Source organism: Vibrio sp. CCUG 15886 (genome assembly GCF_028570825.1).
GTDB classification, from domain to species: domain Bacteria; phylum Pseudomonadota; class Gammaproteobacteria; order Enterobacterales; family Vibrionaceae; genus Vibrio; species Vibrio vulnificus_B.
Genome location: NZ_JAQQBT010000001.1, coordinates 198,560 through 212,896, shown reverse-complemented (window position 1 = coordinate 212,896; position 14,337 = coordinate 198,560). Strand labels below are relative to the sequence as shown.

Genomic DNA, 14,337 nt, shown 5'->3' with positions numbered 1-14,337 from the left:
TCAAATGAAAATGCAATAAAGATCAATAGGATAATGAACAATATAGCGTCCGGACAATAAGCTTAGAAAATTAAGAAGGTAAATAAATCAGAAGCCTACCCAAAATTGATGCTGACAATAAAAATGAAGTACTGATTATCGACTTAAATTTATAAGTCGATAAAAGAAAGTTATGGGGAAAATAAATCGCCTCGATCGTTGGTCTCAACTCACGAGGCGATTTTGTCTGTTTATACTGCAATATTTGCTCTGCACATTTCTCCCAAACGGATCGTCTGGCTATGTGCTATCACCCACTTACCACCTCAACTTGTTGAGGCATTAGCGGCAAAAGCGGACTTAAGGCGAATCGAAGAGCCCACTCGCGACGGTATCACGTCAATCCGCTGTTGCATCTGCTCTTTCAACTCTGACACATGGGAAATCACCCCGATCATCCGGCCTGTTTGCTGCAGCTCCACCAAGGTTTGAATCGCAAGATCAAGCGATTCAGGATCCAAGCTGCCAAAGCCTTCATCAATAAACAAAGTCTCTAAACGAATACCACCGCTGTATGACTGGACAACATCCGATAAGCCAAGAGCGAGGGAAAGTGCCGCCATGAAAGATTCACCACCGGAGAGTGTGGCGACATCACGCGATTTTCCGGTGTAGCTGTCTTCCACAATCAGATCGAGCCCACGACCCGCCGTGCCCTTAAAGCCTTCGGTTTTTCGCGTTAACTGGTAGCGGCCTTTACTCATTAGCGCCAAACGATGCGAAGCCTGAATCAGCACATCATCCAGCAACACCCCTAACACAAAACGGTGTAAGCTAATACGACTGCCTGTTTTGCCGCTCGCCACATCGTAGAGTGTACCAAAGACCTTGTACTCTTCTTCAAGGCGATGATTATGCGTGTGCAGTTCAGCGATCTTCGCTTGCACGGTCTCAAGCTTCGCCACCAGTGAACGCACCGCATCCAACTCATTTTTGTTCTGTTGATACTGCTGTTCTGTCGTTGTCACCAACAGCTCTAATTGCTCAAGCTCGGGCACTTGCAGATCTTTCAAACGCTCTTTAAGGTCGTGATAACTCTGCTCTAAACGTGTCGCCTGCTGTTGATGTTGCTCAATCTCACGTTTCCATTGTTCGATCTGTTCTGGCTCGACACGCAACGCCAAATAGTGCGGTTCATCGTCAAATGACGATGCAGACAACGCCTCCAACCATGCAGCTTGGTTTTGCTCACTGCGCTGCTGAGTCTGCAGCAACATCTCACTGTGTGCCTTAACTTCACTTTGACGCGCGGCAAGCGTTTGTTGACTCTCATCAAAACGCTTTTGGCTCGTCTCTTTTGCCGTTTGTAAAGTCGCCGTTTGTTGCTTGATCTGCGCGATTTCCTGCTCAACTTGGGCAACCTGGCTAAACTGCGCGGCAATTTGTTGGCTGAACTTCGCCAACTGTTGCGTTTTTTCTTTCAACGTTGCGCTGCTAGAAATATGTTGCTGAGCGAGTTCTTTTTCCATCTCCTCGCCTTTCGCACAGCGCTCGGTCAGTTGTTTAACATGGCTTTCTTGCTGAGTGAGATCCACCCCTTGCAGCTGTTTGAGCGTGTGACGGATTTCAAGTGCTTGCGCCTGTAAGGTTTCTAACGGACTCTTAAGCAGCTCACCGAGTTGTGTTGCTTTTTCCTCAATCGCTTTCTGCTGTTGCTTAACTTGTGCAAGGTGCAGCTCCAACTCTTGGTGATGTTGATTGAGCTGGGCGAGCGCGGTTTTTTCCTGCTCACGGGCCTGTTCTACTTGTTGTTTATGCACAGGCTCACCAATAAACTGCGCTTTTTGCGGGTGCTCAAGGCTACCACAAACCGGGCAAGCTTCCCCTTGATGAAGGCGTTGAGCCAAAATAGCGGCTTGGCCATTATGCCAACTCAACTCAATGTTATCCGCGGACTGTTGGGCATTGAGCCAATGCTGCTTGGCTTGCTGATGTAACTGCTCTTTTTGTTCAGTTTGCGTGAGCAAATTCTGAAGGACTTTATTAAGGTTCTGGTATTGCTCATAGTCACTGATCTGACGCTTTAGCTCACTCTCTCGCGCTTCAAGTCGCGGAATCTCTGCCGCTTGCAGCTTTGCCTTTTCAAACGCATCAACGGCAGACGTCAGCTCCTGCTGCATCACGACTTTATGTTCTTGCACGCGCTTTAATTGATGAGCAAATTTCTGTACGTCTTCTTCAAGACGAATGATCTCTTGTTCAAACTGGGCTTTTTCCACCAGCTTGCTTTTAACCGTCTCTAATTCATACGTTCGCTGTTGTAACTGAGGAATTTGCTCGGCATTTTTCTGCGCCTGCAAACAATGTTGTTCCAGCTCATTGCACTGCAACAACAGTATGCTTAACGATACGTTAAGCTCGTCAATTTTGCCTTGCTGAGCATGAACATCATTGAGTGCGTTTTTCCACTGGCGATACGGTGCGTCAAGCTGCTGAGCTTGTCGTGCTTGTTCCAGCTTTTGCGCCAACTGATGCATTTGATCATTTTTCGCCAAATGGGCATCTAAATTCGCTTTGGCCAAAGCCAGTTTATTAAAATCCTCGACCAGAGCTTTGGCCGTGGAAAGGGATTGCTTGGCCGAATTGTAACGCTCGAGAGCGTGTTTCTCTGTCTCTTGCCACTGCGTCAGTTGCGTTTTTTTGTCTACAAACGCCTCTTTGAGCGCCTGCTCATCACTGACATCCGCCACCTCTAGCGCCCCACGAATTTGGTTATCAAACTCTTCTTTGGCTTTACTAATCGCATTGGCTTTGTCTTTTAGCGCCCATTCAATGCGTTTGTAAATTTCGGTTTGGAACAGTTGGCCAAAAATCTCTTCACGCTCTTTGGAACTCGCCAGCAGCAAATCACGGAATTTCCCCTGTGGCAACACCATGACTTGGCGAAACTGCGTTTCGTTTAAGCCAATCAATTCCGTCACTCGCGTTTTTACTTCAGCCGTTTTGCTGGTGATCAGCTCTTCGTCATCTTGGCAAAGATAAAGCGCGGCAGTGTGTTTTTTGGTGGTGGTGCCTTCACCGCGCGCTTTTGCCGCCTCTTGCTCAGGCAGGCGAATTACCTTATAGCGTTGTCCGTGTAGCAGAAACTCTAAAGTCACTTCCGTGGCTAGATGGATAGAGGCCAAATCTGAACGCATCTGCATACCTTGGCGCTCATTGCCTGTGGTTTCGCCATAAAGGGCAAAACAGATCGCATCCAAGATAGAGGTTTTTCCCGAACCTGTGGGCCCATTAATTAGAAACAGTGGGTTGTCACCCAGTTGGGTAAAATCAATAACTTCACGTTCAGCAAATGGACCAAACGCCTGCATGGTAAGTTTGAGTGGTTTCATCGCGATTCCTAAGACTTGGTCAATTGTTGAATGAGTTGGCAAATCGCGGCATCTTGCGTTTCGCTCAATGGGTTGTCCTGCGCTTGTGCAAAGAAATCACGAAACATGTCAACTTCACTACGAGCCAACTTAGCTTGCGATAAACCTTGCTCTACGTTCATTAACATCCCTGGTTTTTCTAAATGAAGAACATTGGGATAGACCGCTCGTAACTTTTCCATCGGGTTTAAAATGGCATGTTTGTCGTGCAAGCGAACAAGCAAATAGTCCTGATAATTGGGATCTTGCTTACCTTGTTCGAGAATATCGTTCATTTCGCCCTCAATCACCCGCATGTCATGAGGGGCATCGAGCGCAATGTGTTCTGCGCAGACAAAACCGTTTTCATCCAACTCCACTAACGTGAATCCTTTTTTCTGGAACTGCTCAGAAAAACTGTATTTCATCAATGAACCACTATAACGAATGTGTTCTTCCACTCGCTTTTGTGGTTGGTGCAGGTGCCCTAAGGCGACGTAATCAAAAATGGAAAAATGCTCATAGCTAACGCGGTCAGATCCACCGATGGAAAGTGGACGCTCCGACTCACTGCTCTGCGCCCCGTCGACAAAACAGTGGCTCAGTAACACCTGACGCAGTTTGGGGTCAAAATGATGGCGAATTTCATCAACCAAGACGCGATGCGCCTCATCATAATTGCTCACCGGCACGCCAAATGCGTCACGCACTTGTTCAGGATCGCTGTAAGGCATGCCATAAAATGCCACATCGCCCGCCCTCTCACTTTTAAGCACAACCGGTTCGATCATTTGTGAGAACTGGCTAATGATATGCAGCCCTGAGGGTTTCATTTGCGAAGCACCAAAGCCCAAACGCGCAGCACCATCATGGTTGCCTGGAATCAGGATCATCGGTGTATCAAGCTCACCACAAATTTCATCAATCGTTTTGCCGAGCAATTCGATGGCGGCAGTAGGCGGCACCGAGCGATCAAAAATATCGCCAGCAACAACAACGGCATCAACGGGATGCTTTCGAATATAATTGACTAACTGGTCGAGCACGACGCGTTGATCATCAAGGAGTGAAACGTTGTGAAACTGGCGTCCGAGATGCCAATCTGAGGTATGGATGAACTTCATGAATTGTCACTGCCAACAAATGAGAGAAGAGTGTGGAATATTGTTGGCCATGATAGCACAAAACCGTGCAGATTCTATGGCTGCTCAAGGCGCAAATAAGTAGCAAAACCCATCACATTCAATGAGTTCCTTTTGACAAACTCACGTTATCTGGCACTGGTTTTCTGGGTAATTTCAGCGGCGTTTTGGTGGTGATGCTCGTCATCGCTAAATCTTGCCGCGACATCTCTAAATTGCTCATGAATGTTCATAAACGAATCAACGATTCGTGGGTCAAAATGGCTTCCTTTGCCCTCTGAAATGATCGATACCGCTTTTTCATGGCTAAATGCAGGTTTGTAGACACGATGAGAAATCAGCGCATCATACACGTCGGCAATCGCCATCATACGGGCACTCAGCGGAATCGCCTCCCCTTTGATTTTCTGTGGATAGCCAGAACCATCCCACTTTTCTTGGTGAGAATAGGCAATTTCTTTGGCGTACATTAAGAAATCACATTGAAAATCAATCGACTCTTCCACGGTTTCGATCACGAGTTTACCAAGCTCGGTATGGCTTTTCATGATCTCAAACTCCTCGTCCGTGAGCTTGCCGGGTTTGAGCAATACCTCATCAGGGATGCCGACTTTGCCGATATCATGCAAAGGGGCAGACTTATACAATACATCCAACGTGCTCTCGTTGAGTTGGTCTAAAAACAGCCCTTCTCGAATCAGTTGCTCGCCCAACAAACGAATATAGTGCTGAGTCCGACGAATGTGATTGCCGGTTTCATTGTCACGCGTTTCTGCCAAAGAGGCCATCGCACCAATGGTGGCATCTTGCAAGGATTCCAGCTCATGAGTTCTGGCCTTCACTTTGTCTTCCAGAACAGTATTTTGCTGCGCCAGCTCCTCCATCGCGTGTTTGAGTTTAAGGTGATTCCGAACGCGAGACATTAAAATTGGCGGGCTGATCGGTTTTAAGATGTAATCCACCGCTCCGACGTCGAAACCTTTTTGCTCATCTTCAATCTGTGATTTTGCGGTCAGAAAGATAATTGGAATGTGCGCTGTTCTGGGATCGGCTTTGAGTTGAAGACACACTTCATAGCCATCCATCTCTGGCATCATGATGTCGAGAAGAACAATATCAGGCAGGTGAGACTGGCACGCAGAAATCGCCTGCATACCATTGGTGGCAATCAATACTCGATAGGTTGAGCTGAGCAACCCGTTAAGTAGAGAACGATTTTCAGAGTTATCATCCACCACCAACACGGTGTCACGATTCCCTTCCATTTTTCTCTCCCGAAAGCTTCCCAAGATCTAAAGGATAGATGCTCACGGCCTTTCTCAGTGATTTACTCGCTGACTCAAAATCACAGTCATTCACGCAACGGCAGCACGCTTCAAAATCCTCAGACTTTAGTAAAGTATTGAGTAGCACGTAGTGCTCGTCAAGAAACTCGATCGCATAAGCGTCTAAACTGTCCAGCAGGCTATCTAGGGTGTGGATAATCATCAGCTCTTCATCTTTTAATTCCAGTCGCTTATCGCTACTTGGCTTGGGTCTGCCTAATGCCAACGCCAGATCCTGAAAAAAGTGCTCTAGATATCCATCCAGTTCCTTGTTCAGCTTATCGATCTCCGCTCTTTCTTTGCCATGCTGTATCGCCATTTCCAAGCGTGAAGCAATATCCGACAATCGAATCGCGCCTAAATTGGAGGCCGAACCTTTCAGTGAGTGAGCAATGATAATGGCTTGCTCAGTGTCTTGCTTATCCAGCGCAATGGTGAGCCTTTCTGGTGCCGAGATCTCTTTATCCATGAGCTGTGACAAGAGCCGGCGATAAAGCGTTTGATTACCCGCTACTCTGAGTAGTCCATTCTTGTAATCGAGTGATTCCAACGTCTCTAGTGTCCGCTTCTCTGCTGCCGCTCTCTCTGTCGACTTAGGCGTGGCAGCAGATTCGATGGATGAATCAAGCTGCTGAGTTTGCGATTGTTCGGCATCGACTGGCGACTCATCTTTTTCGTTTAGCGTTCGTGGACACCATTTCCGAATGGTGTTGAACAATATCTCAGGGTCAATCGGTTTTGAAATATGATCATTCATCCCTAAGTTTAAACAACGTTCGCGCTCTTCTACCATGGCGTGGGCCGTCATCGCGATAAGAGGAATGGTATCGTAACTTGAGTTAGCGCGAATTCGATGGCTAGCTTCATAACCATCCATAACGGGCATTTGTAAGTCCATGAAAATGATATCAAAGTGAGACTCACCTTTTGCCATGGCTTCTAAATGATCGAGTGCTTCTTGGCCATTATTGGCCACAGTGACCAGCAAACCATTGCCTTCCATCAGCTCAACAGCAATCTGTTGATTGATTTCATTGTCTTCAGTGAGCAGAACTTTCAGCCCTTTGAGATCATTTTTGCTGTCATGAGTGGGCAGCTCTTTCTTACGAATCTGCGTGGTTGGATTTCTATCACGACCAAACAACTCAACCAGCAGATCAAAAAGGTAAGATTGCCCCACCGGTTTAGAGAGAAAACCCGCGATATCGAGATCATTGGTTGCGTCCAGTACGTCTTCTTTGTCATAGGCCGTCACAATAACGATTTGCGGTTGATACTCGCTGGCGAAGGATTCTCGAATCAAACGGCTGGTTTCTATGCCGTCCATTTCTGGCATGTTCCAATCCATAAAAATCAAATCAAACTTTTCACGCTGTTCCGATGCTTTCCGTATGCAATCCACCGCTTGTTGACCTGAGTTGGCAAGCGCCACTTTGCCGGGCAAAGTACTGAGCATCTCTTGCATAATTTCAAGTGCATGCTCGTTATCATCCACCACAAGAATGCGTATTTTTTCCAGAGACTGAGGCACAATGCTTGGTGCCGAGCTGTTGGCTGGATCGGCTTTCACCAGTACGTTGAAAATGAAGTGGCTGCCTTTGCCCGCTTCACTTTCGACTCGAATTTGCCCGCCCATTAGCTCGACCAGTCGGCGGCAAATTGAAAGGCCTAAGCCCGTCCCACCATATTTTCGCGTGGTACTGCCATCGGCTTGAGTAAAGGCAGTAAAGAGGCTTTTCATCTGTTTGTCCGTCATACCGATGCCGGTATCCGAAATACGAAATTCAAGTTCCACCAAATCTTCAACATTTCTAATGTGATGTACAGAGACTGTGATTTCACCTTTCTCGGTAAACTTAACCGAGTTGTTGACTAAGTTGATGATGATTTGCCCCAAACGCAGCGGATCGCCGAGCAAACATCGGGGCGTCTCCCGTGGTAAGTCAAAGATCAGTTCTAACCCTTTCTCAAATGCTTTCTGTCCTGTCACCATCGAAACGTTATGAAACACGTCGTCGAGATAGAATTCCGTTGTTTCGATGCTTAGCTTACCCGCTTCAATTTTGCTGAAGTCGAGAATGTCATTGATGATGCCAAGTAAGAGCGTCGCTGAACTGTGAATTTTGGAGACATAATCATGCTGCTTGGGGGTAAGATCGGTTTTTAACGCTAAGTGTGACATTCCGATGATGGCGTTCATCGGTGTGCGTATTTCATGGCTCATGTTGGCCAAGAACATCGATTTCACTTCAACCGCCTCTTCCGCTTTCGCTTTGGCGTCATTGAGTTCTTTTTCCACCGCCTTTCTAGAGGTGACATCGCGCAGAAACAGTGCAGCATGGCACGCCCCATTGAGCTCAAAGATGGAGACCCCCAAATCGATCGGCACCATGTGCCCTTCTTTCGTTGTCGTTTCCACTTCGAAGAACCCGCCCTCAACGTCAGGCTGATTTTGCAATGCCAAAGGGGCAGAAAGCACATGCGAAAGTGCATCAGGCAAACTCATATTGAGCAACGTTAAAATGTTCTCTCCTGTCGCCTCTTCGCTGCTGTAACCATAAACATTTTGCGCGGTACTGTTCCACAGTGAAATAGACAGGGATTCATCCACAATAGCGACGCTTGACGGTGCGCCATCAATAATCGTGCGCGACAGCTCTTCGCTGGCTTTAAGGTCTGCGGTACGCAGCTCAATTTCTTTCTCTAGCCCGGCTTGATGCACAGCTAATTCTTGGTTTTTCGCTTTCAATTCCGACATCAACTCATCGCGGCTCGGCTTCGCCAAAAACTGTGTCAGTTGGTTTAGGATCTCATCAGACAGTGGAATTAATGAGGGAATGGAGACGCCGATGGCCTTCTCACGTTGAAATGTATGAACACAAGCAGGGAATGAACAAGCTTGCGGATCGAGCTCTGAGCTGGCAAGAATGACTTTCAAGCTGTCGTCATCTAGCTCAAAGCTCAAAGTAAAACGTTGAATATCTGCGAGCGTAATACGCACAAACTCACCGAGACGTAACATATGAATGTCACACCGACAAGCATCATAGCCAAAGGCTTGCAGGATGGATAGTAATCGCTGCCGAATCAAAAAACGGCTACTTTCATTATTGGTCAAGGTTAGAGAGATCGATTCAGTCATAGTAGTACCTAACTGCAATTACCGTTGAATCATCGTAGGACTTACCAAAATTGGTGGTTAAGAAATGCGTAAACGAACCAAGGGAATGGTATTGAAAGCTTCGGCAGGATTCTGGATCGATGTTTTCCTTGATGCCATCGGTGGTAAAGAGAAACGTATCACCATCTTTAAAAACATCGTGAAATGGTTTTAGTGTTGGCAACAATTCTCCGACCACTCCTGGTTGTGCATGATACGATTGCCACTCTTCTCCGCAACGGCGTAACAAGGTGTTGCCAATCGCGACCCCTTTGAGCTGGTGCGTTAACCGGTCGAAGTAAACCATTGTCATTGCCGCACCTTGAGAAGTTAAAAAATGTTCGTGCACTTTTTCCATCAACCACACAATGTCACTGGAGCAGATCTCTTTGATGTATGACTCCATTGCCCTTGCGGTTTTCGCTGCTTTTTCACCATGACCTAGAACATCAATAATGACGACCAAAAGCCCATGCTCAAATTCGTGGATAACAGCCCCATCGCCAGAGACATATTCGCCGCTGCAAGGATCATTGACAGTAACAAAGTCAAATCCCATCGTCACACCCACTTCTCAGCAACAATCGTGGTGCCTTTCTCTAACTCAGTTGTCAATTCAAAGCTATCCATCATGCGTTTCACTCCTGGCAAACCAAGCCCTAATGAGTGCCCTGTGCTGTAGTGGTCACTGAGCGCATCTTCAATGTTGCGTATCCCCGGCCCTTTATCTCGTACGGTCACTCTCAGACCAATTGCCTTGCCGTTTGTCAATTCAGAAAGCTCTACCCGACCAAACTCTGCGTACTTCACTACGTTCATTGCTAACTCTGATACCGAGGTGGAGATTTCACTGACTTGGCCTTCGTCAAAGCCCAATTCACGCGCTACGTTGTAACATCCCATTACCGCACTCATCACGTCGGTTTCTGATGCGATGTAATAGGTTTGTAGGCTTCTGACCACTTCTACCATATTGCGTTTCCATAACTAGCCATCATCATTCCAAATAAAGAAACCCCTGCTCTAAATCGGCGACACACAGAGTTGAGGCAAGATCAATACCGATGTCCATAAGGCCAATCACAACCCCCGGTCGAAGTCCAACGAGTAAGCAGCGACGCCCCATCACTTCAACGGTTTTCACGACATCGAGTAGGCGGTGCATACTGTCTCCATCCAGCGTTTTTACTCCCGATAGCTCTATCATGACCCCTTTTGCTCTGGTCGATTTCACCGCATCTAAAAGATCAAGGCTGAAATCTCTCAGCGTACTTTCGGTGAGATCAACTTGAACAGACGCGATCAACACATCTTGTAGTTTGGAAATCGAAATTGCACTTTGCATCGTCATCACTACTCATGAGGAAAGTGTTTCAAACCGCTCACGGTCAGCCCAACAATTTTGAATGCATTTTCGAGCGCATCTCGCAAGGTGGCATTGGTACGAACCTCACCAACATTGATACCCAGTTGGACCATAGTACGCGCGATAGAAGGTGAAACACCCGAGACCAGACAATCGCAACCCATTAATTTTGTTGCTTTCGTGATTTTAATAAAGTGGTTGGCTACCGCCGTATCGACGACCGCAACACCAGAAATATCCATAATAAAAATTTTGGCTCTATTCTCCGAAATCTTATTAAGTACTGCGGACATAATATCTTGGGCGCGTTTTGAATCGATAATGCCGACGATTGGCAACATCAAAATATCCTGCCAAATCATCGTCACCGGTGTCGACATCGCTAATAACGCTTCGCTCTGTTCAGAAATGCGTTTATTAATTAAACGCGAATAGGTATCTACTACTATAGTGGTATCCAAATGCAACAATTTGGTAAATGCCGTCACCAATGAGCTGTATTCATCACTGTATAAACTGCCGTCGTACATTCTTTTGGTAAATATCACCATCGAGATGTTCATACCGGCAAAATAAGTTGGCAAGGGTAAGCCGACACGGGCATGAATCTCTCCAACATCCCGTCTTTCCTTGAGGTAGGCCGAATCTATCCTGGCATCAAAGAAGGTCTTCCAGTAGCGAACTTGCGAATCTTGAACTCGTTGTAGCTTTTGCGCATCACCGAAATAGTGCTCATATTCAGGGGTGTTTCTGAGCCAATCGTAAAAGTGCTTAACGTACTCATCGAGTTTGGGCACCATTATTTGACCAAATTTACGAATCAGCGCTAAATCCGCTTCAGTAAGATCATGAAGTTTCAGAAGTTCATCTGCATCTTCGACTTTATTTAATACACTTCCCAGTGACATATCGGCTTCTCCACCTTTTGTATGCAGTATTTTTCAATAATAGACCAATGCCAATAAAAGCCATGGGTAATATGAAGGTTTGTACTTTTTCCAAACTGAACTAAACCTTATAAAAGAGCAATAATAATGATTGTTATTTAAGTTAAAGCTAAAGTAAAAGTCGTGGCTTATTTTTTCATTCAGGGATATGAATCAAGAGGCAATTTATGCGAATCAATCAACCCGTGACGCAGAAAGAGGTGACTTACCCTCCTCACTACAACCTTCTCTCTGTTACCTCTCCTTCCAGTCATATCACGTATGCGAGCAAAGAGTTTTGTGATGTCGCTGGTTATACGTTAGAGGAGTTGATGGGGCAGCCACACAACATCGTGCGACACCCTGACATGCCACCCGAAGCGTTTAAAGATTTATGGGAACATTTGAAAGCGGGCAAATCTTGGATGGGAATGGTCAAAAACCGTTGTAAAAATGGCGACCATTATTGGGTTGATGCGTTTGCCTCACCAATTAAAGACAGCACTGGTAAAGTTATCGAATATCAATCTGTTCGGTTGTGTCCAAGCCGAGAAAATGTCGAAAATGCCACTCGGCTATACGCACAAATTCGTGCTGGCAAGACGCCGATTCAACTCAAGCTTCCTCGCACTCGACTATGGCAAAGGCAATCAATACTGTTTTTTGGCGCGACTCTCTTAAGCTTGGCGTTCAATACCGCGCTTCCCGGCTTAGGTATTTGGTCACTTCTCTTACTGTCTGTGGCGATCAGCTACAGCTCCACCCGTCGATTAGAATCGCTTTCAGCAGAAGCGCGTAAAGTGTTCGATAACCCATTGATGGAACTGGTATACAACAAGAATGTAGACGATATTTCCGAGATAAAATTGGCACTTAAGATGCGCCAGTCTGAGCTCAATGCGGTGGTGGGACGTATTCAGGACTCCAATCAGCAACTGATTGACTCTGCAAGAAATTCATCTTCAAACAGTGACAAAGCTTCGCACAACCTCAAAGGTCAAACCCACGAGACAGAACAAGTGGCTGCTGCCATTACCGAAATGCACTCCACCGCCAATGAGATCGCGCAAAACGCGCAAAGTGCCTCTGATGCGACAGATCAAGCTCACTCCGCCGCGAGTGAAGGGATGATCACCGTGCAAGACACTGTCAAGGCGATAAAACTACTGGCAGGACAATTGGATGAAACTTCAGACGTGGTGAGCCAACTCGCGCAACACGGCAAAACCATTGGTGATGTGCTGATCATCATTCAAGGTGTGGCTGAGCAAACCAACCTACTCGCCTTGAATGCGGCCATCGAAGCCGCTCGAGCTGGTGAACAAGGGCGAGGCTTTGCGGTCGTCGCCGACGAAGTGAGAAAGCTTGCGCAGCGAAGCCATGAATCTACCGAAGAAATTCAGAAAGTGATTGGATTGATCCAAAGCAGCACTCAAAAAGCGGTCTCTTCCATGAGTGAAGGGACACACTTGGCTGAACAATGTGTCTCTTCAGCCGACGCCTCTGGGCAAAAACTGCAAATACTTCTCGACCAAGTAACGGACATTTCTGACCGAAACAACCAAATTGCTACAGCAGTTGAAGAGATGGCTCGAGTCACGGAAGACATGAGCTCTAGCGTGCAATCCATCAGTGATGCTTGCTCGGCCACCAACGTGCTCTCAAGTGACACCTGTCACCAATGTAACGCGTTGGTGAAATCCCTAGATAGCCAAGGTAAGCTGGTTTCTCAATTTAGACGCATTTGATGTGTTCAACCGATAAACGATAAGTAATAAAACGCACAACGGGCAGCCAAACCCCGTGGTGCGTTTTTATTTGGGCCGTGATACCGAGAGATTGGCTTGTTGTGAATAAGGAATCTTATCTTCGCCATCGGAGGTTGGAAGTGATAAGATCGCGCCAAAGCCGTCTGTACACACCTTAGCTGAAGTTGCTATCACAGCTTTTTAGCCAAATGCGGTATGTTTTCAGACAGACAAAGAAACACAAAGGGCAATTTATTCAAATGGTTAACAATTCAATTCAATGGTTTCCGGGCCACATGCATAAAGCCCAAAAAGAGATTGCAGAAGCGATTCCGCAGATAGATGTCATTATTGAAGTGCTAGATGCACGTATTCCTTTTAGTAGCGAAAACCCTCTTATTTCTAAAATCCGCGGTGAAAAACCCGTCGTTAAAGTACTGAACAAGCGCGATTTAGCCGATCCTGAGCTAACAGAACTTTGGATTGAACATCTTGAAAAAGAACAGAATGTAAAAGCGATGGCGATCACCACGTCACAGACTCAAGAAGTGCATAAAATTCTTGAGCTATGCCGTAAGCTAGCTCCTCATCGTGAAGAAGTCGGCAAAAACATTCGCACCATGATCATGGGCATCCCAAACGTGGGTAAATCCACCATCATCAACACTTTGGCCGGCCGTGCGATTGCACAAACGGGTAACCAACCAGCGGTGACTCGCCGACAACAGCGTATCAACTTGCAAAACGGCATTGTGTTATCAGATACCCCTGGGATTCTTTGGCCAAAAGTGGAAAACCCTCATAGTGGTTTTCGTTTAGCCGCTACTGGCGCGGTGAAAGATACTGCGATGGAATATGACGAAGTAGCATTTTACACCGTCGAGTACCTCGCAAAGCACTACCCAGAGAAGCTGAAAGAGCGCTACCAGATCGAAGAACTGCCAGAAACTGATGTTGAATTGATGGAAGAGATTGGTCAACGCCGTGGGGCATTGCGTTCTGGGGGTCGTGTTGACCTTCACAAGGCCAGTGAAATCCTGCTGCATGAGCTTCGTAGTGGCACTCTAGGACAAATTACCCTAGAACGCCCAGAGATGATCACGGAAGAATTGGTGGAAGTGGAACTCGAAGCTGCGCGCCGTGCGGAAGAAAAGGCAAAGAACAAAGAAGAGCGTCGTAAACGTTACCTACGTAACAAACGTTAATGAGCGTTAATAAGTGTGAATAAACGGAAGGGATGCCCCAACGGCATCCCTTTTTACTGAACTGAAAAATGCAACA

General features: G+C 46.6%; 10 protein-coding genes. 2 read left to right on the top strand and 8 right to left on the bottom strand.

Features of this window, described 5'->3' with window-relative positions; all coding sequences use genetic code 11:
* Positions 1–305 precede the first annotated feature (305 nt).
* The 8 genes from PQQ36_RS00955 to PQQ36_RS00920 form a co-directional block, all read right to left on the bottom strand.
* The gene (locus PQQ36_RS00955) at positions 306–3,371 is read right to left on the bottom strand and encodes an AAA family ATPase (protein WP_017790775.1); all 3,066 of its coding nucleotides are present in this window, start codon (positions 3,369–3,371) and stop codon (positions 306–308) included.
* Between the two features lie 8 nt (positions 3,372–3,379).
* Positions 3,380–4,513 carry an exonuclease SbcCD subunit D gene (locus PQQ36_RS00950; RefSeq protein ID WP_273660239.1) on the bottom strand — a complete coding sequence of 378 codons (1,134 nt, stop codon included), beginning with the start codon at positions 4,511–4,513 and terminating at the stop codon, positions 3,380–3,382.
* 146 nt (positions 4,514–4,659) lie between these two features.
* Positions 4,660–5,796: a response regulator gene (locus PQQ36_RS00945; protein ID WP_011081066.1), complete on the bottom strand. Its 1,137-nt coding sequence runs from the start codon at positions 5,794–5,796 to the stop codon at positions 4,660–4,662.
* Positions 5,780–8,998: a hybrid sensor histidine kinase/response regulator gene (locus tag PQQ36_RS00940; RefSeq protein ID WP_225463490.1), complete on the bottom strand. Its 3,219-nt coding sequence runs from the start codon at positions 8,996–8,998 to the stop codon at positions 5,780–5,782. The genes PQQ36_RS00945 and PQQ36_RS00940 overlap by 17 nt, the downstream gene beginning before the upstream one ends.
* Positions 8,991–9,575 (bottom strand): SpoIIE family protein phosphatase, encoded by a 585-nt coding sequence (locus tag PQQ36_RS00935; protein ID WP_017790771.1) that lies wholly within the window; start codon positions 9,573–9,575, stop codon positions 8,991–8,993. The genes PQQ36_RS00940 and PQQ36_RS00935 overlap by 8 nt, the downstream gene beginning before the upstream one ends.
* Positions 9,576–9,577: 2 nt before the next feature.
* The gene (locus tag PQQ36_RS00930) at positions 9,578–9,988 is read right to left on the bottom strand and encodes an anti-sigma regulatory factor (RefSeq protein WP_011151940.1); all 411 of its coding nucleotides are present in this window, start codon (positions 9,986–9,988) and stop codon (positions 9,578–9,580) included.
* A 25-nt stretch (positions 9,989–10,013) separates the two neighbouring features.
* On the bottom strand, positions 10,014–10,367 hold the full coding sequence (locus PQQ36_RS00925) for an STAS domain-containing protein (RefSeq protein WP_080721517.1): 354 nt from the start codon (positions 10,365–10,367) through the stop codon (positions 10,014–10,016).
* Between the two features lie 2 nt (positions 10,368–10,369).
* Positions 10,370–11,290, bottom strand: coding sequence for a protoglobin domain-containing protein (locus tag PQQ36_RS00920; protein ID WP_017790769.1), 921 nt, complete (start codon positions 11,288–11,290; stop codon positions 10,370–10,372).
* Positions 11,291–11,496: 206 nt separating this feature from the next.
* On the opposite strand from PQQ36_RS00920, the gene PQQ36_RS00915 reads away from it, so the two are divergent.
* Together PQQ36_RS00915 and ylqF are read left to right on the top strand one after the other, a co-directional pair.
* A complete protein-coding gene (locus PQQ36_RS00915; protein ID WP_017790768.1) occupies positions 11,497–13,056 on the top strand; it encodes a methyl-accepting chemotaxis protein in 1,560 nt (519 codons plus the stop codon).
* A 260-nt stretch (positions 13,057–13,316) separates the two neighbouring features.
* Positions 13,317–14,261 carry a ribosome biogenesis GTPase YlqF gene (gene ylqF / locus PQQ36_RS00910; RefSeq protein WP_011081059.1) on the top strand — a complete coding sequence of 315 codons (945 nt, stop codon included), beginning with the start codon at positions 13,317–13,319 and terminating at the stop codon, positions 14,259–14,261.
* Positions 14,262–14,337: the final 76 nt, after the last annotated feature.